Genomic DNA, 16,623 nt, shown 5'->3' on the forward strand with positions numbered 1-16,623 from the left:
GATTACGCAGATGAAGATGACCACCGAAGAAGCCTTTGTAAAAACACTGCAGATGCATGGCATCGAACATGCGTTCGGAATCATCGGCTCTGCGATGATGCCTATTTCTGACATTTTTGAGAAAGCTGGTATCACTTTTTGGGATTGTGCGCACGAAGGGTCGGGCGGGATGATGGCTGATGGCTATACCCGCGCGACCGGCAAAATGTCGATGATGATCGCCCAGAACGGCCCTGGAATTACCAACTTTGTCACCGCCGTTAAGACTGCCTACTGGAACCACACCCCGCTGCTGCTGGTCACCCCGCAAGCGGCCAACAAGACCATGGGTCAGGGTGGTTTCCAGGAGATGGAGCAGATGCGCATGTTCGCGGACTGCGTCTGCTATCAGGAAGAAGTACGTGACCCCAGCCGCATGGCCGAGGTTCTCAGCCGCGTGATCATGAACGCCAAGCGCGCCTCGGCGCCAGCACAGATCAACGTACCGCGCGACTTCTTCACTCAGGTTGTCGATATCGAACTGCCCGCAGTTGTTGATTTCGAACTGCCTTCGGGTGGTGCAACTGCCGTCGCCGAAGCAGCCGCCCTGCTGTCCGACGCAAAAAACCCCGTCATCCTGAACGGTGCGGGTACCGTTCTGTCCAAAGGCGGGATCGCAGCGTCAAAGGCACTGGCCGAGCGTCTGGATGCCCCGGTCTGCGTTGGCTACCAGCACAACGACGCCTTCCCGGGCTCGCACCCGCTATTCGCTGGGCCACTGGGCTATAATGGCTCGAAAGCTGGTATGCAGCTGATCAAGGAAGCAGACGTTGTTCTGTGCCTCGGCACCCGCTTGAACCCGTTCTCGACCTTGCCGGGTTACGGCATGGAGTACTGGCCCGCAGATGCAAAGATCATTCAGGTCGACATCAACCCCGACCGCATCGGCCTGACCAAGAAGGTCTCGGTTGGTATCGTGGGTGATGCGGCGACCGTTGCCACCAGCATCCTGAACCAACTGTCTGACACGGCCGGTGACGAAGGTCGTGATGCACGCAAAGCGAAGATTGCAGAAACCAAATCGCGCTGGGCGCAAGAGCTGACCTCGATGGACCACGAGCAAGACGATCCGGGCACCACCTGGAACGAACGCGCACGCGCTGCCAAGCCGGATTGGCTGAGCCCGCGCAAAGCATGGCGCGCGATCCAGTCCGCTCTGCCAAAAGAGGCGATCATCTCGTCCGACATCGGCAACAACTGCGCCATCGGCAACGCTTATCCGTCGTTCGAAGAAGGCCGCAAGTATCTGGCCCCTGGCCTGTTCGGCCCCTGTGGCTATGGTTTGCCTTCGGTCATCGGCGCCAAGATCGGCTGCCCGGATGTTCCGGTTGTCGGGTTCTCGGGTGATGGTGCCTTTGGCATTGCTGTCACCGAGCTGACCGCGATTGGCCGCGAAGAGTGGCCTGCCATCACTCAGGTTGTGTTCCGCAACTATCAGTGGGGTGCGGAAAAGCGTAACTCGACCCTGTGGTTCGAAGACAACTTCGTCGGCACCGAGCTGGACACCAAAGTGTCCTATGCCGGTATCGCCAACGCGTGTGGCCTGAAAGGCGTCGTCGCACGTACTCAGGACGAATTGACTGCCGCGCTGGCTCAGGCGATCGAAGACCAAAAGAATGGTATCACCACCCTGATCGAAGCGATGATCAATCAGGAACTGGGTGAACCCTTCCGCCGCGACGCAATGAAGAAGCCGGTCGAAGTTGCCGGGATCAACGCAGCCGACATGCGTCCGCAGCAGGTTTGATCGCTGCCTCACAGCCAAGCTGGACCGGGCTCAACCGGTCCGCTTAATCAATGACAGAGGAAGGGGGTGCCGCACTCTCTTCCTCTGAACGCTTGAGCCCGGCGTCGATACGCTCCAATGTGCTCAACACGTTCAAATGCCAAGGCGATCCGCCATAGGGAGAGAGACAACGTGAACCAACAACCCAACCTCAACCTATCCCCACCTGTGTCGGACGAAATCCGCCGAACCACGTGCTACATGTGCGCGTGCCGCTGCGGCATCAACGTGCACATGAAGGAAGGCAAGGTCGCCTATATCGAGGGCAACAGGGACCACCCGGTAAACAAAGGCGTTCTGTGCGCCAAAGGCAGCGCGGGGATCATGCAGGTGAACGCGCCGTCGCGGCTGCGCAAACCGCTGCGCCGTGTCGGTCCGCGCGGTTCTGGTGAGTTTCGCGAAATCGACTGGGACGAGGCGCTCAGCACCGCCGTCGGCTGGTTGAACGAATTGCACGAAACCGCGCCGCAAAAACTGGCGTTTTTCACTGGCCGGGATCAAAGCCAGAGCTTCACGTCCTTCTGGGCGCAGAATTTCGGCACGCCCAACTATGCAGCTCATGGCGGGTTCTGCTCGGTCAATATGGCAGCGGGCGGCATCTACACGATGGGCGGGGCGTTCTGGGAATTTGGTCAGCCAGATTGGGACCACACAAAGCTGTTCATGCTCTTTGGCGTCGCCGAGGACCACGACAGTAACCCGATCAAGATGGGCATCGGCAAGATCAAGGCGCGCGGTGCGCGGGTGATCGGGGTGAACCCGATCCGCTCGGGCTATAACGCGGTTGCCGATGACTGGGTCGGCATCACACCCGGCACCGATGGTCTGTTCATCCTGTCGCTGATCCACGTGCTGATGAAAGCGGGCAAGATCGATCTGGACTACCTCAGCCGCTATACCAATGCGCCGGTTCTGGTGAATGCCGCCGAAGGCCCGGAAAAGGGCCTGTTCCTGCGCGACGCTGATGGCAAGCCACTGGTGATCGACCGTAGCACCGGCGAACCCACTGCGTTTGACAAACCCGGCGTTCGTCCGGATTTATCGGCAACTTACGAAAAGGATGGCGTCACCCATCGCCCGGTCTTCCATCTGATGGCCGAGAAATATCTGACCGATGAGCACTCCCCCGAGGCCGTCGCTGAGCGCTGCGGCATCCCAGCTCAACGTATCCGTGCCATCGCAGCCGAAATCGCCCGTGTCGCGTTTGACGAGGCGATTGAGCTTGATCATGAATGGACCGACTTCCGGGGCGAAACACATTCCAAGATGGTCGGTCGCCCGGTCAGCTTCCACGCTATGCGCGGGATTTCAGCCCATGCCAATGGTTTCCAAACCTGCCGTTCGTTGCATGTGCTACAAATCCTGCTTGGCACGGTCGAGGTTCCCGGCGGTTTCCGTTTCAAGCCGCCCTATCCTAAGCCGATCGAAGCACACCCCACCCCGCATGGTGACCGCCGCCCGGGCCGTCCTTTGGAAGGCCCCCACCTGGGTTTCCCCCGCGGTCCCGAGGACCTGCTGATTGACGATTGCGGCACGGCACAGCGTATCGACAAGGCCTTTACCTGGGAAAACCCGATGTCGGCGCATGGGCTGATGCATATGGTGATCTCGAACGCCTCCGCTGGCGATCCATACAAGATCGATACGCTGTTCATGTATATGGCGAACATGTCGTGGAATTCGTCGATGAACACCAAAGGCGTGATGGAGATGCTGACCGCCCGCAACGAAGACGGAAAATACGTCATCCCCAAGATCATCTATTCCGATGCCTATTCCTCGGAAATGGTAGCCTATGCTGATCTGATCCTGCCCGACACCACCTATCTTGAAAGGCACGACTGTATCTCATTGTTGGATCGTCCGATATGCGAGGCCGACGCCGCCGCTGATGCGATCCGCTGGCCAGTGATCGAGCCCGACCGCGACGTGCGTGGCTTCCAATCGGTTCTGATCGAGCTCGCCAACCGCATGAGCCTGCCGGGCTTCACCAATGAGGACGGTACGCCCAAGTGGAAGGATTATGCCGACTATATCGTCAACCATCAACGTAAGCCGGGGATTGGCCCGCTGGCTGGATTCAGGGGCGAAAACGGCGACAAGGAAGGGCGCGGAGAGGTCAACCCCAACCAGTTGGACCGCTATATTGAAAATGGTGGCTTTTACGTGGCGCATATCCCTGAAGGTGCAGATTACTATAAGCCTTGGAACATGGGTTATCAGGACTGGGCTGTTGGCATGGGCATCTATGACAGTCCACAACCCTATCTATTCCAGCTTTATTCCGAGCCAATGCGGAAATTCCAGCTGGCCGCCGAAGGTCACGGCGATCGCCAACCGCCCGAACACCTGCGCCAGCGCATCAAGGACACGATGGACCCCCTGCCCATCTGGTATGAAACAGATCAGACCGGCAACGAAGGCTTCACCGTTAACGCTCTGACCCAACGCCCGATGGCGATGTACCACAGCTGGGGCACGCAGAACGCGTGGCTTCGCCAACTGCACGGTCGCAACCCGCTCTACGTGCCGACCAAACTAATGCGCGAACATGGGCTGGAAGATGGCGATTGGGCCAAGGTCAGCTCTCCTCATGGAGAAATCACGGTACCCGTCATGGAAATGGCCGCGCTGAACGACAATACAGTTTGGACTTGGAACGCCATCGGCAAGCGCAAAGGCGCTTGGGCGTTGCAAGAGGACGCACCGGAAGCCACAAAAGGGTTCCTGCTGAACCATCTGATCCACGAGCTGCTGCCGCCCAAGGGCGATGGCCAACGGTGGGCAAACTCTGACCCGATCACAGGTCAAGCCGCGTGGTTCGACCTGAAGGTGAAGATTGAAAAAGCCGACGCCCCAAGTGATGCGGAAAGCCAGCCCGAGTTTAATCCGATCAAGTCGCCGGTCGGACAGGGGCCAAAGGATTTGGCTTGGAAGGTAGGCAAATGAACCGATCCGTACTTCATCTGGCCAAAAATACCTCGGGGTCTGGGGCAGCGCCCCAGCCCACCCTCACCACAATCGCGGAGGCAAGGCAATCATGACCCAGCTCCCCACATCCACCGACCGCAAGATGGGTTTGGTCATCGATCTGGATACCTGCGTCGGGTGCCACGCTTGTGTGATCTCCTGCAAAGGCTGGAATACCGAAAACTACGGCGCACCCCTTTCAGATCAGGACGCCTATGGTTCAAACCCCTCGGGCACCTTCCTGAACCGCGTCCATTCTTACGAGGTGCAGCCGACAGATGGCCACGCGCAGCTGATACATTTCCCGAAATCCTGCCTGCATTGCGAAGACGCGCCTTGCGTCACGGTTTGCCCCACCGGTGCCAGCTATAAGCGTGTCGAGGATGGTATCGTTCTGGTCAACGAGAGCGACTGTATCGGCTGCGGCCTGTGCGCTTGGGCCTGCCCCTATGGCGCGCGCGAGCTGGACGCGACCGAAGGTGTGATGAAGAAATGCACACTTTGTGTTGACCGGATTTACAATGAAAATCTTCCCGAGGTGGATCGCGTCCCATCTTGCGTCCGCACCTGTCCGGCCGGGGCGCGTCACTTTGGAGATCTCGGTGATCCTGACAGCGATGTCAGCAAACTGGTCGCTGAACGCGACGGCATGGACCTGATGCCTGAGATGGGCACCAAACCCGTCAACAAATATCTTCCACCGCGTCCCAAGGACAAGATTGAGGATCAGATCGACATTCTGGCCCCTCTGCTGGCCCCGGTTGCCGAAGAGCCCAAAGGCTTTCTCGGCTGGCTCGACAAGACCTTGGAGAAGCTCTGATGCACCCGGCACCATCTGTTATCGTCTTCACCACACTGTCCGGCCTTGGCTTTGGGCTTTTGTTTTTCTTGGGCCTCGGCATACCTGAAGTCTCGGGTTGGGTCGCTTTTGTATTCTTTGCGATTGCGTATGGCCTATCTGTTGGCGGGCTGTTGGCTTCAACCTTCCATCTCGGCCACCCCGAACGTGCGTGGAAGGCCTTCACCCAATGGCGCTCAAGCTGGCTCAGCCGCGAGGGCTGGTGCGCGGTTATCGCGCTACTCATGATGGGGCTCTATGCCATCGGGGCGGTCTTTCTGGGCCAGCGCTGGGGTTTACTGGGCTGGATCGGCGCGGCGTTCTCACTGGCGACGGTGTTCACCACGTCCATGATTTACACCCAGCTCAAGACCATCCCACGTTGGAACATGAATCTGACACCAGCCATGTTCTTGTCGTTCAGCCTTGCCGGTGGCGCGTTGCTGGCGGGAGCGGAAGCGTTGGCCCCATGGTTGCTCGTCATTGCAGGTGCCGTGCAGCTGGCCTACTGGGCCAAGGGCGACGGTGCACTGACCGGTTCCGGGACCACTTTGGCAACCGCGACAGGGCTTGGGGATCGTGGCGCGGTCCGCGCATTCGAACCACCTCACACCGGAACAAACTATCTGCTGCGTGAGTTTGTGCATGTCGTCGGTCGGAAGCACGCCCAGAAATTGCGGATGATATCCTTTGGTCTGGCATTTGTGCTGCCCTTGTTGCTGATTCTGATCCCCGTCGGCGGTGTTTTGACCAAGCATGTCTTTGCGCTTCTCGCAGTGCTGACGCACCTTGCCGGGGTAGCAGTTTCCCGCTGGTTGTTCTTTGCGCAAGCCGAGCATGTGGTTGGGTTGTACTACGGTAAACGGTAGGGGGCTCTGCCCCGTCGCGGCAAGCCGCGACCCCCCGAGGTATTTTGGCCAGATGAAGTCTGGATCCTGAAAGAAAAAAGGCGGCGCTCGATATTCGAGGCCGCCCTTTTTTTGAGTCGTTTCTTTAACTTCAGATCAGTCCAGCATGTACCATCGCTGCTTCGATGGCGGTTTTGGTGCTGTCTTCCAACTCGGTCAGGGGCGAGCGAACTTCGGTGCTGCACAGGCCAAGTTTGCTGAGCGCGTATTTGGCCCCGACAAGACCGGGTTCGATAAAGATCGCTTCGTGCAGCGGCATCAGGCGGTCCTGATACTCCAGAGCCTTTGCGTAATCACCAGCGAGCGTTGCCTGCTGAAATTCTGCGCAGAGCTTCGGGGCCACGTTCGCGGTGACCGAAATGCAGCCCACTCCGCCATGAGCGTTAAAGCCCAGCGCTGTCGCGTCCTCTCCGGACAATTGGCAGAAATCAGCACCACAGCTTGCGCGTTGCTGGCTGACGCGGGCCAGATCGCCGGTCGCGTCTTTAACGCCGATGATGCGCGGCAGTTTGGCCAACTCACCCATCGTTTCCGGGGTCATGTCGACAATCGAACGGCCCGGGATGTTGTAGATGATGATCGGGATATCGGCGCAGTCATGCAGCGTCTGGAAATGCGTCAACAGGCCCCGCTGGGTGGGCTTGTTGTAATAGGGCGTAACGACAAGTGCCGCATCAGCGCCGATCTTTTGCGCGAACTGGACGAACCGCACAGCCTCAACCGTGTTGTTGGAACCTGCACCGGCTATGACGGGCACGCGACCTGCGGCGGCTTTCACGACCTCGGCAATAACCGTTTCATGTTCTTCATGGCTGAGCGTTGGGCTCTCCCCGGTTGTACCTACGGGAACAAGACCGGTCGAGCCATGCTGAATTTGCCATTCCACCAAGTGTTTGAGCGTATCCAGGTCCAACGCGCCGTTGCTGAACGGGGTGACCAGGGCTGGCATTGAGCCTTTAAACATGGAACGCTCCTTAGGTGTTTTTTGCGCACCGGTCCGTCACGATTAAGGGTTTGTGAGTTGATCCCGGCGGCGCAAGGTTTATCCTGCATGGCTGTATCCTTGGTTTGTTGGAGAATGCAAGGGATGAGACGAATTCTGTCGCTGGGAATCTCAATGATTCTGGTACTTGCGCTGCAGCCGCAGGTTACTCGGGCGGATGCAACGCAGGATCTGCGCGCCGGGCTCTATGAAATGCGCAAGGGCGACTGGAATGCAGCGCTGCGCGTGGCCGGCCAGCGCGGTTCGGTGGCGCGCGACATTATCGTCTGGCACTGGCTACGTGAGGGCTTTGGCAGCTCAGGCGATGTGCTGGTCTTTCTGGACCGGCGTCCCGATTGGCCCGGGCTTGCATGGCTGCGTCGGAAAAGCGAGCCATCCTTTACCGGGGCCGATTCGAACCGGGTTCTGAAATTCTATGAAGGGATGCCCCCGCAAACCGCTGAAGGTGCGTTGAACTATGCCGTGGCGCTAAAGAGCCAAGGCCGCAACGGTGAGGCCGAAGCCGATGTTGTAGCCGCATGGCGGACGATGCCAATGGGGTCGGGTCTGCAAAAAAACTATCTGGAGAACTTTAGTAAACTGCTGAAACCCCATCACGAGGCACGGTTGGATCGGATGCTGTGGGACGGGCATTTGGTCAGCGCGGGGCAGATGTTGCCCCTGGTCGGTGCAGATTATCGCAAATTGGCTGAGGCGCGCATTGCTTTGCAAAAACGCGAGAATGGCGTGGATGGGAAGGTCGCCTCGGTACCGAGTGCGTTGGCCAAGGATCCCGGTCTGGCCTTTGACCGGTTCGTTTGGCGGGACCGCAAGGAACTGGATGACAGCGCCATTGATCTCATGTTGTCGCGCTCGACCGGACCGAAATCACTAGGCGAGCCGGACAAATGGGCGGAAGGACGACGCAGGTTGGCGCGACTCGAGATGCGCACGGGCGATGCTGAACGCGCCTATGCGATTGCCGCCAATCACCATATGACCGCTGAAATGGGCTATGGTTATGCCGATCTGGAGTGGCTCTCGGGCTTTCTCGCGCTGCGCAGGTTGAATGATCCGGCCACGGCGGTGCGGCATTTCCAGAATTTCTCGGAGGCGGTGCAATCGCCGATTTCGAAAGGGCGCGGAGGATATTGGCTGGGTCGTGCTTATGCGGCTCAAGGGGACGCAGACAAGGCGCACGAGGCTTATGCAGAAGGCGCGAACTATCAGACCTCATTCTATGGGCTTCTGGCGGCGGAACAGATCGGCCGCCCATTTGACAGCGAGTTGGCCAACCCGCGCCGTGCCCCGCATTGGAAACAGGCTGCATTTGCAGATTCGAGCGTGCTAGAGGCTGGGTTGCTGTTGCAGCGCGCGGGAGAGGGAAATCTCTCAGAACGGTTCCTGACCCATCTGGTGGAGGGTCTCGATCAAACGCAGGCCGCTCAGCTGGGGGATCTGGTGATTGAGCTGAATGAGCCGCATTTGGCCGTCATGATCGCCAAACGTGCGGCAACAACCGGTGTTGTTTTGCCTGCCGCCTATTATCCGGTACACCCAGTCGCCGATATGGGCCTGCCGATGGCGAAAGAGATGACACTGGCGATCGCCCGACGTGAAAGTGAGTTCGATCCGGTTGTCGTCAGCGGTGCCGGTGCGCGCGGCCTGATGCAGGTCATGCCCGCCACGGCCAAACTTGTGGCACAGGATTTGGGCATTCTGGGCGGCCATAAAACAGCACGCCTGACCTCGGATTGGCAATATAACGCGAAGCTGGGCGCGAATTATCTTGCGACACTGGCCGAAGACTTCAACGGCAATGTCGTGATGATGGCAGCAGGATATAATGCCGGACCACGACGGCCGATCTCTTGGATGGAGCGTTATGGTGACCCACGCAAAGGTCAGGTTGACGTCATCGACTGGATCGAGACAATTCCGTTCAAGGAAACCCGGAACTATGTGATGCGTGTCGCCGAAAGCCTGCCGGTCTATCGTGCTCGGTTAGGGCAGCCAGCTTTGCCGGTGCCGTTTTCGCAGGAACTAACCGGTTCGACCCTTGCGTCGTTCGCGCCATAGGGTGAACAGACCAGCCGCAATCACCAAGGCCGCACCTACAACGACCTCAGAACGCAGCGTTTCGTGGAAGATCGTAATGCCCAGAATTGCGCTCCACATCAGGTGGAAATAGGCGAAGGGTTGCACTGCGCTGGCCTCGGCCATCTCATAACACTTGATGAGCAGCCAATGCCCCAGCGCACCTGTTATGCAGAGCAACCCCATCCATAGCCAATCGCTGCGCGCCATGGGCTCCCAGAACCAGACACCGACGACAGTCATCGCGACCGCACCAGCCACGCCGGTCCAGAAAAAACTGGTCGCGCTGCTGTCGCGCCGCGCAGCGTACCGGGTCAGCAGGCCATAGATCGCGAACATAAATGCCGAGATCAGCGGAATCACCGCCCATGGATTAAACACGCCCGCACCGGGCTGGAGAATAATGAGCACCCCGATACAGCCGACCCCGATCGCGGCCCAGCGGCGCCAGCCGACTTTCTCACCCAGAACCGGACCGCTGAGGGCGGCAATCAGCAGCGGGTAGCAGATGAACACAGCCTGACTTTCAATCAGCCCCAGAATGGTAAAGCTGAAAACGGCCACACAAATTTCTGCGGCCAGCAACACACCCCGGAATATCTGGAGCCCGAGCTGGCTGGTTTGCGCAGCAGCGCGCAGACCTCCGGTTGATCTTGCCGCCAGAGCGATCACGAACGCGGCAAAGAACCAGTACCGGATCATCACGACCATATAAGTGTTGTAGGTTCCGGCCAGATGACGCGAAATCCCATCCTGCAAGGCGAATACAATCGTCGCCCCGATCATAAGCGCAATACCTGCGTTGACGTTGTTCTTCTGGCTCATGGCTTCACCGCTCGGGTCATATGCCGTTTGCGGCCAAAGCCGGGGCTGCGGGTTACGTTAAAGCCCGCATCGGACAGGCCCCGACGCACGAAACCTGCGGCGGTATAGGTAGCCGCTGTGCCGCCTTGGATCGTATGGTCCGCCACCTGTTGCATCAGGTCAGCCCCCCACAGCTCGGGGTTTTTTGCGGGTGAGAAGCCATCCAGAAACCACGCATCTGCCTCGCCATTCCATGTGGGCAAGGTCTGGCGTGCGTCTCCGACCATGACCTCAAGATGCAATGTGTCCAGCACGCATTTCTGCCCATTCCATTTTTCCAGAAAGCGATCGGCCCACGGGGTCATCTCGGGGAAGGCCGCCAAAGCGCGCGCCATATCGTCAGGTGCCATCGGATAGGCCTCGAAGCTGGTGAACCGCAATGGAGTGGTCTGCCCCGCAGCTTCCCACGCCGACCACGCAGTTAACAGGTTCAAGCCGGTGCCAAAACCCAGCTCTGCAATATGAAATCCCGGAGCAAAGCGTGCGGGCAGATCATTGCCCGCCAGAAACACATGCCGTGTTTCCTCCAACCCGTTCTGCAAAGAATAATAGGGGTCATTGAACCGATCCGAGACCGGAATCTGATCCTCTGTCCAAGTGAGTTCGGCACGCTGGTCTGCCATCGGGGAATCCTGTAGCTAAGCGGCGCGACACTGAACAAGGAAAAGGGGATTGGCAATGGTCGATGTGACGGTGCGTGGCGCAGGGATCTTTGGCCTCTCCATCGCCTGGACCTGCGCCCGGCGCGGCGCGAAGGTTCAGATCGTCGATCCCTTTGGTCCGGGTGCGGGTTCCAGCGGAGGGCTGGTTGGCGCACTGGCGCCACATGTGCCGGAAAACTGGAACGCGAAAAAGGCATTTCAGTTCGAAAGTCTGATCATGGCCGAACCGTTCTGGAAACAGGTTGAGACTACAGGCGGGGTGTCACCGGGGTACGCCCGGCTGGGACGCCTGCAACCCTTACCGGACGCGCGCAGTTTGGAGCTGGCCCGCACACGCGAACACACGGCGACGACGCTGTGGCAAGGTCAGGCTGAGTGGAGCGTGAAAGCCGTGGATCGGGTCGGGGCTTGGTGTCCTCCCAGCCCCGTAGGTTTTGTCATTCACGACACACTGAGCGCGCGCATGCATCCCCGGCGAGCCTGCGCCGCGCTGGTTGCCGCACTTAGCGTGATGGGCGTTGAAGTTGTCCGAGAAGCGCCCGACAGGGGGCAGGTCGTTCACGCGACTGGGCTTGCGGGCTTGCAAGAACTCAGCGCCGCGTATGGCAAGACAATTGGAAACGGAGTGAAGGGACAGGCGGCATTGCTGCGGTTCGATGCAGGCGCCGTACCGCAACTATTCGCAGATGCCGTTCACATTGTACCACATGCCGATGGCACATTGGCCATCGGCTCGACCTCTGAACGCGAGTATGATAACCCGACCAGCACCGATAACGCGTTGGACGATGTGCTGGATCGGGCCATGCGGGCTGTTCCGGTTCTTCACGGAGCGGAAGTGATCGAACGTTGGGCTGGCGTTCGCCCGCGCAGCAAAAGCCGCGCGCCGATGCTGGGCGCGCATCCATTGCACCAAGGGCAGTTCATCGCCAACGGCGGCTTCAAGATTGGCTTTGGCATGGCACCGAAGATTGCCGGGGTTATGGCTGACCTGATGCTGGAAGAGCGCAATGCGATCCCGCAAGATTTTCTTCCCGAAGCATCACTCTGATTGCAACACCGCAGTCGCCGTCATGCATTGTCGACCTCCGGGGCCGCGGACCCAGAGCTTATGCCCGTGGCGGCACAGAGTGGCTGTTTCGAAGTGCATCATCGGTGACGACGCGCGAAACGAGAACTCCGCCAATGGTCCCATCGATTCAGTTGCAAACAACATGAGCAACTGAGCCAACAAAGGTCCGTGGACGACCAGCCCGGTATAACCTTCCACCCCGCGCGCGTAGTCAAGATCGTAATGTATCCGGTGCCCGTTGAACGTGAGCGCCGAATAGCGGAACAGCAAGGTTGTATCGAATTCCACCTCACGCCGGTCCACCTCATCCGTTCTGGCTATCGGAGCCTCTGGCGATGGAACTTCGGTCGAGGGATCTTCGCGGTAAACCAGATCCTGCCATTCAGTGATACAAAGCGTATCTTTCTGCCACATCTCGTGGCGCAGCGTGACAAAGGCGAGTGGCCCTGTGCGCCCCGTCTTTGCGGCCACGCTTTCCCGTACTGATCGACGTTCTGCAAAGACTCCCGCAACAAAGGGACGATGAAACTGAAGACGCCCACCTGCCCACATACGCCGCGGCAAACCCATGTCGGGGATAAGCCCTTGACCCACTTGCGGATGTCCGTCGCGCCCCAGCGCATCCGGCAAATGTGGCGACCAGAAATAGAGTTGATGGAAGAAGGGCGGCAACGGCGATCCCGCCTTTATCGTCGGTGCCTGCCCCAACGCCGCTTGCAAAGCGGTAGCTCGGGCCGGGTCCAAGACATCGGCCACGATCTCTGTCGGGTTTTCGTCTTTCATTTGCACAGCCTAAGACCTGCAGCAGAGCGCCACAAGCGGGGCGAGTTAGAACCCGGCCTCGGCCCGCAGCTTCTGCATCAAGGTATGCAAAGTGCGTTCGTACCGCTCATTCGATAACCGGCCTTCGGCATCGAACTCGTTCGAACTGTCGGCCAGATGGATTTCCGGCCCCTGCAGGATCCGGGGCTGGAAAGGCACCATAAACGATCGTAGGATCATCTGCGCCCGCTCACCCCCAGCGCGTCCTGCAGCAGCGGACATCACGGCGACCGGCTTGTCCATCCATGGCTTACCGCTGGTCCGGCTGACCCAGTCCAACGCATTCTTCAGCACGCCCGAGGGGCCTTTGTTGTATTCCGGTGTCGAAATGATTACTGCATCAGCCTGCGCAATCTGATCTGCCAGCAGCTGTACGGCTTCGGGAATACCTTCGCCAACTTCGACATCACCGTCATAGAGGGGCAGGTTCAGGTCAGCCTCGATGAATGTGCCAGGCTCGAACAGACGTGCGGCTTCGCGCAGCAGCTTACGATTGGTCGCATCCCGGCGCAGCGAACCGGACAGGCCAACAAGGATCGGATCAGACATGGGGAAACTCCGCTATGGTGTTTCCCCTTACCTAGCCCGGGATCGCCCCGAGCCAAAGCCCCAGCGACGCGCAGTCACTGTGCGCTAAGCGCGCGATCAGGCGTTGCCGCTTGGTACAACCACAATCTCGACGCGACGATTCTGGGCTTTGCCCTCAGGCGTCAGGTTCGACGCAATCGGGTTGTTCTCACCCTGCCCCACCGTGGTGATACGGGAATAGCTGACACCATTGGCCTGCAGAATATCAGCGACCGCATTTGCACGTCGCTCGGACAGGCCAAGGTTATACGACGCCTCTCCGTCACTGTCAGTATGGCCGATGATCTGGACGTTTGAGTTCGGGTAGTTGACCAGATTCTGCCCCACCTTCACCAAATCAGCCCGCAAGGCTGGACGCACGGTCGAGCTGTCGGTGTCGAAGGTGATGTCATTTGGGACCGTGACGATCAGACGGTCACCTGCATTGACGATGGTAATCCCGTCGTTGGCCAGCTGTCGCCGCAATTCGGCCGCTTGGCGATCAAGCTGATTGCCGATCACACCACCGCCTGCGGCCCCGATCGCTCCACCAGCCAACGCGCCCAGCAGCGGGTCGGAATCATTTGCAATCGCGCCCACGCCCGCGCCAATCAAACCACCCAGCAACGCGCCTTGTTTGGCATTCTGGTTGGGATCGTTTTGCACCGAAAGGGTGCCCGGATCAGTACACGCCCCCAGAAACAGCGCCGAACACAACCCGACTGTCAGTACACATTTGGAAATCGTCATGGAATCACCTTCTGCTCACGCACCCGTTTGCCGGGTTTGCTTCGTTCTGCGCAGTATAACACGGTGAGAACAATGAGCCTCAAGCAACAATTGAGTGAAATAGGCAAATACCCGCCATTCAAGCTGCCCCTGCAGAGCTATCCCAAGTGTTCTGCTCTTGCCAGATCGCACGCAGGGGTTCCCCTTGCCCGCAGAAGTGATCCTCAGTCATTTCGCAGGCCCAAATCCTATCTGTACGGAAGTGGCGAAACCCGTTTCTTAACTCGCACCACGCGGCGAGCATAGTACATTCAATGTGGTAGATAAGGGCGACAGGTCGCACAGTACGCTCGGTACGCTCATCCCTAGAATTCACATAGGTGATGCGTATTTTGCGTTCATCCCGGATTGCTTCGCGATAGTTCACCACAGGTATGCAGCCCTTTTCCGGATCATCCATCGGTGCGCCCCAAGGCGCGACCTGAAGCCAGTCCGCTGGCGCGCGCAAGGCCTCGATCTTACGACATACGCGGTCAGCCGCCTGTTGCAGGGTACTGTCACCTGTACGGGCCAGCATTGATAAGCCAACCCAGAGCGCCTCAACCTCTTCAGCATCGAAATTGAGCGGCGGCAGGTCATAACCGCGTCGCATCAGGTAGCCGACACCCGCTTCGCCCTCGATTGGCGTGCGCTGCGCCTGCAACGCGGCAATATCGCGATACACAGTGCGCACCGAAACCTCGAGCTTGGCGGCCAAAGCCTCAGCTGTGACGGGCGCTTCAGCTGCACGCAAAATCTGAATGATTTCAAAAAGACGGGTCGAACGGCGCATCCGGGTCTCCTTACGATCTGCTGACAACTTAGCACACCCCCCTGACAGGGTGGTGTCAGGAGTGTTGGGCGAAGATTGCTCAATTGCAATTCAGGAGAGCAACCATGCCTTACCTCGACAATCACGTCATGATGACCCTGAAACTGGACCGCTGGTCCCAGGACCACGTTTTGCGCGGATTTGAGATCGAGCGAGAACTCGCTGCGACACGCCAACGCCAGATCGGGCGTCCAGTCAAACGGACCAGGCGGTTTTCGCTGGGAAACCTGAAGACACTCTGGACCAGCAGCGCCTGAATTCAAAACTCGGCGGGGGCCCGGAACTTCATCGAGACCCCGCCCTCGGGATTCTTGAGCCTTAGTTCTTCCGAATGCAGCATCAACCGCGGGAAATCACGTGCTGCACCTTCTGCGTAAAACGGATCGCCCAGGATCGGATGGCCCATTGCCTGCATGTGCACGCGCAATTGATGTGAACGGCCAGTTTTGGGGAATAGACGCACCCGCGTTGCCTCGCCCTCGTACTTGATCACCCGCCAATCAGTGACCGCAGGTTTACCTGTTTCATGGCAAACCATCTGACGCGGACGGTTGGGCCAATCCACGATCAGCGGCAGATCTACGGTGCCGGTTTTGGGCTTAACCGCACCCCATACACGCGCGACATAGGTCTTGCGGGTCTGCCGGTTCTCGAATTGCAGGCCAAGATGTCGTTGTGCATGTGGCGTCTGAGCAAACACCATCACGCCAGATGTGTCGCGATCCAATCGATGCACCAAAAGTGCCTGTGGAAACGCCGCCTGCACGCGGGCAAGCAAGCAGTCCGCCAGATGCGTCCCCCGCCCCGGTACCGACAGCAGCCCAGAGGGCTTGTTCACCACGATCAATTGCGTGTCTTCAAACAGAACATCCAGAGGGGTTTGCGGGGGATCATAGGTCTCACTCATGCCGGCCTGCCTAACTCAGCCCTCTGCTTCCCGCAACGTCGTCCTTGCCGGAATGAAACGATTGAGCAAATCTTGGACCAACAAGAAGGAACGCGGCATGCACCCGACAATCGAACGAATGCAGGAAGTCGTTGCGAAAGGCGATGAAAACCTGATCCATGAATTGCTGGCCGAGGACGTGCGATTTTCGCCACCCACCTATTACAGCACATGGACGGGGCGCGAACCCGTCGCGGCCGTTTTGGGCCATGTGGGGCAGGTCTTTTCGGATTTTCAGTATCGCCGGGTCATGGGCGATGGCAATGATTGGGCATTGGAGTTTCAATGCAAGGTCGGTGTGTTGAATGCCGTGGGCGTCGACCTGATCACGCTGAACGCTGAGGGGCTGATTCAGGAGTTCGAGGTTGTCATGCGCCCGTACAAAACCATTGGTGCACTACGTGAAGCTATGATGGCACGGGTCACGACGGATCCTCGTTTTCTGAAGTTCAAAGAGGCGCTAAACTGAA

The 16,623-nt window shown here is 58.7% G+C and carries 16 protein-coding genes; 8 read left to right on the top strand and 8 right to left on the bottom strand.

Annotated elements, in window-relative coordinates:
• Window positions 1-10: 10 nt before the first annotated feature.
• The 4 genes from xsc to ACR0B3_RS17560 all read left to right on the top strand — a co-directional run bounded on the left by xsc (window position 11) and on the right by ACR0B3_RS17560 (window position 6,502).
• Entirely contained in the window at window positions 11-1,786 is a 1,776-nt protein-coding gene (gene xsc, locus ACR0B3_RS17545) for a sulfoacetaldehyde acetyltransferase (protein ID WP_480810178.1), read from the top strand.
• Between the two features lie 171 nt (window positions 1,787-1,957).
• Window positions 1,958-4,774: a molybdopterin oxidoreductase family protein gene (locus tag ACR0B3_RS17550; protein ID WP_480810179.1), complete on the top strand. Its 2,817-nt coding sequence runs from the start codon at window positions 1,958-1,960 to the stop codon at window positions 4,772-4,774.
• A 91-nt stretch (window positions 4,775-4,865) separates the two neighbouring features.
• Window positions 4,866-5,615, top strand: coding sequence for a 4Fe-4S dicluster domain-containing protein (locus ACR0B3_RS17555; protein ID WP_480810180.1), 750 nt, complete (start codon window positions 4,866-4,868; stop codon window positions 5,613-5,615).
• The gene (locus ACR0B3_RS17560) at window positions 5,615-6,502 is read left to right on the top strand and encodes a dimethyl sulfoxide reductase anchor subunit family protein (protein ID WP_480810181.1); all 888 of its coding nucleotides are present in this window, start codon (window positions 5,615-5,617) and stop codon (window positions 6,500-6,502) included. Before ACR0B3_RS17555 ends, ACR0B3_RS17560 begins: the two co-directional genes overlap by 1 nt.
• Before the next feature lie 130 nt (window positions 6,503-6,632).
• Here ACR0B3_RS17560 and dapA read toward each other — a convergent pair whose 3' ends face one another.
• The gene (gene dapA, locus ACR0B3_RS17565; protein WP_480810182.1) at window positions 6,633-7,505 is read right to left on the bottom strand and encodes a 4-hydroxy-tetrahydrodipicolinate synthase; all 873 of its coding nucleotides are present in this window, start codon (window positions 7,503-7,505) and stop codon (window positions 6,633-6,635) included.
• Between the two features lie 123 nt (window positions 7,506-7,628).
• Here dapA and ACR0B3_RS17570 point away from each other — a divergent pair, with 123 nt between their 5' ends.
• A complete protein-coding gene (locus tag ACR0B3_RS17570; protein ID WP_480810183.1) occupies window positions 7,629-9,602 on the top strand; it encodes a lytic transglycosylase domain-containing protein in 1,974 nt (657 codons plus the stop codon).
• On the opposite strand, the gene ACR0B3_RS17575 is transcribed toward ACR0B3_RS17570, so the two are convergent.
• A complete protein-coding gene (locus tag ACR0B3_RS17575; protein WP_480810184.1) occupies window positions 9,567-10,445 on the bottom strand; it encodes a DMT family transporter in 879 nt (292 codons plus the stop codon). The genes ACR0B3_RS17570 and ACR0B3_RS17575 overlap by 36 nt on opposite strands.
• Window positions 10,442-11,107, bottom strand: a complete 666-nt coding sequence (mnmC2, locus tag ACR0B3_RS17580; RefSeq protein ID WP_480810185.1) for a tRNA (5-methylaminomethyl-2-thiouridine)(34)-methyltransferase MnmC2 — start codon at window positions 11,105-11,107, stop codon at window positions 10,442-10,444. Before mnmC2 ends, ACR0B3_RS17575 begins: the two co-directional genes overlap by 4 nt.
• 55 nt (window positions 11,108-11,162) lie before the next feature.
• Between mnmC2 and ACR0B3_RS17585 the strand changes: the two genes are divergently transcribed.
• A complete protein-coding gene (locus ACR0B3_RS17585) occupies window positions 11,163-12,197 on the top strand; it encodes an NAD(P)/FAD-dependent oxidoreductase (RefSeq protein ID WP_480810186.1) in 1,035 nt (344 codons plus the stop codon).
• Here ACR0B3_RS17585 and ACR0B3_RS17590 read toward each other — a convergent pair.
• From ACR0B3_RS17590 to ACR0B3_RS17605, 4 genes are all read right to left on the bottom strand, one after another.
• The gene (locus ACR0B3_RS17590; RefSeq protein ID WP_480810187.1) at window positions 12,189-13,001 is read right to left on the bottom strand and encodes an HTD2 family dehydratase; all 813 of its coding nucleotides are present in this window, start codon (window positions 12,999-13,001) and stop codon (window positions 12,189-12,191) included. The two genes, ACR0B3_RS17585 and ACR0B3_RS17590, sit on opposite strands and share 9 nt — an antisense overlap.
• Before the next feature lie 45 nt (window positions 13,002-13,046).
• On the bottom strand, window positions 13,047-13,589 hold the full coding sequence (locus ACR0B3_RS17595) for an NAD(P)H-dependent oxidoreductase (protein WP_170725057.1): 543 nt from the start codon (window positions 13,587-13,589) through the stop codon (window positions 13,047-13,049).
• Window positions 13,590-13,685: 96 nt separating this feature from the next.
• Complete coding sequence (locus ACR0B3_RS17600) at window positions 13,686-14,357, bottom strand: YiaD family glycine zipper/OmpA-like lipoprotein (RefSeq protein ID WP_480810188.1); 672 nt, start codon at window positions 14,355-14,357, stop codon at window positions 13,686-13,688.
• Between the two features lie 118 nt (window positions 14,358-14,475).
• Complete coding sequence (locus ACR0B3_RS17605; RefSeq protein ID WP_480810189.1) at window positions 14,476-15,168, bottom strand: helix-turn-helix transcriptional regulator; 693 nt, start codon at window positions 15,166-15,168, stop codon at window positions 14,476-14,478.
• A 104-nt stretch (window positions 15,169-15,272) separates the two neighbouring features.
• Between ACR0B3_RS17605 and ACR0B3_RS17610 the strand changes: the two genes are divergently transcribed.
• Window positions 15,273-15,464, top strand: a complete 192-nt coding sequence (locus ACR0B3_RS17610; protein WP_480810190.1) for a hypothetical protein — start codon at window positions 15,273-15,275, stop codon at window positions 15,462-15,464.
• A gap of 2 nt (window positions 15,465-15,466) precedes the next feature.
• Here ACR0B3_RS17610 and ACR0B3_RS17615 read toward each other — a convergent pair whose 3' ends face one another.
• On the bottom strand, window positions 15,467-16,114 hold the full coding sequence (locus ACR0B3_RS17615; RefSeq protein WP_480810191.1) for an RluA family pseudouridine synthase: 648 nt from the start codon (window positions 16,112-16,114) through the stop codon (window positions 15,467-15,469).
• A gap of 97 nt (window positions 16,115-16,211) precedes the next feature.
• Here ACR0B3_RS17615 and ACR0B3_RS17620 point away from each other — a divergent pair, with 97 nt between their 5' ends.
• On the top strand, window positions 16,212-16,622 hold the full coding sequence (locus ACR0B3_RS17620; protein WP_480810192.1) for a nuclear transport factor 2 family protein: 411 nt from the start codon (window positions 16,212-16,214) through the stop codon (window positions 16,620-16,622).
• Window position 16,623: the final 1 nt, after the last annotated feature.

It is taken from the genome of Ruegeria sp. CE9, from assembly GCF_056537425.1.

What these genes read in the sequence shown, in the direction of transcription:
- ACR0B3_RS17600 (WP_480810188.1), bottom strand. Translation starts at nt 14,357, where the DNA reads ATGACGATTTCCAAATGTGTACTGACAGTCGGGTTGTGTTCGGCGCTG.
- ACR0B3_RS17560 (WP_480810181.1), top strand. Translation starts at nt 5,615, where the DNA reads ATGCACCCGGCACCATCTGTTATCGTCTTCACCACACTGTCCGGCCTT.
- dapA (WP_480810182.1), bottom strand. Translation starts at nt 7,505, where the DNA reads ATGTTTAAAGGCTCAATGCCAGCCCTGGTCACCCCGTTCAGCAACGGC.
- ACR0B3_RS17575 (WP_480810184.1), bottom strand. Translation starts at nt 10,445, where the DNA reads ATGAGCCAGAAGAACAACGTCAACGCAGGTATTGCGCTTATGATCGGG.
- ACR0B3_RS17570 (WP_480810183.1), top strand. Translation starts at nt 7,629, where the DNA reads ATGAGACGAATTCTGTCGCTGGGAATCTCAATGATTCTGGTACTTGCG.
- ACR0B3_RS17620 (WP_480810192.1), top strand. Translation starts at nt 16,212, where the DNA reads ATGCACCCGACAATCGAACGAATGCAGGAAGTCGTTGCGAAAGGCGAT.
- mnmC2 (WP_480810185.1), bottom strand. Translation starts at nt 11,107, where the DNA reads ATGGCAGACCAGCGTGCCGAACTCACTTGGACAGAGGATCAGATTCCG.
- ACR0B3_RS17610 (WP_480810190.1), top strand. Translation starts at nt 15,273, where the DNA reads ATGCCTTACCTCGACAATCACGTCATGATGACCCTGAAACTGGACCGC.
- ACR0B3_RS17590 (WP_480810187.1), bottom strand. Translation starts at nt 13,001, where the DNA reads ATGAAAGACGAAAACCCGACAGAGATCGTGGCCGATGTCTTGGACCCG.
- ACR0B3_RS17615 (WP_480810191.1), bottom strand. Translation starts at nt 16,114, where the DNA reads ATGAGTGAGACCTATGATCCCCCGCAAACCCCTCTGGATGTTCTGTTT.
- ACR0B3_RS17585 (WP_480810186.1), top strand. Translation starts at nt 11,163, where the DNA reads ATGGTCGATGTGACGGTGCGTGGCGCAGGGATCTTTGGCCTCTCCATC.
- ACR0B3_RS17595 (WP_170725057.1), bottom strand. Translation starts at nt 13,589, where the DNA reads ATGTCTGATCCGATCCTTGTTGGCCTGTCCGGTTCGCTGCGCCGGGAT.
- ACR0B3_RS17555 (WP_480810180.1), top strand. Translation starts at nt 4,866, where the DNA reads ATGACCCAGCTCCCCACATCCACCGACCGCAAGATGGGTTTGGTCATC.
- xsc (WP_480810178.1), top strand. Translation starts at nt 11, where the DNA reads ATGAAGATGACCACCGAAGAAGCCTTTGTAAAAACACTGCAGATGCAT.
- ACR0B3_RS17605 (WP_480810189.1), bottom strand. Translation starts at nt 15,168, where the DNA reads ATGCGCCGTTCGACCCGTCTTTTTGAAATCATTCAGATTTTGCGTGCA.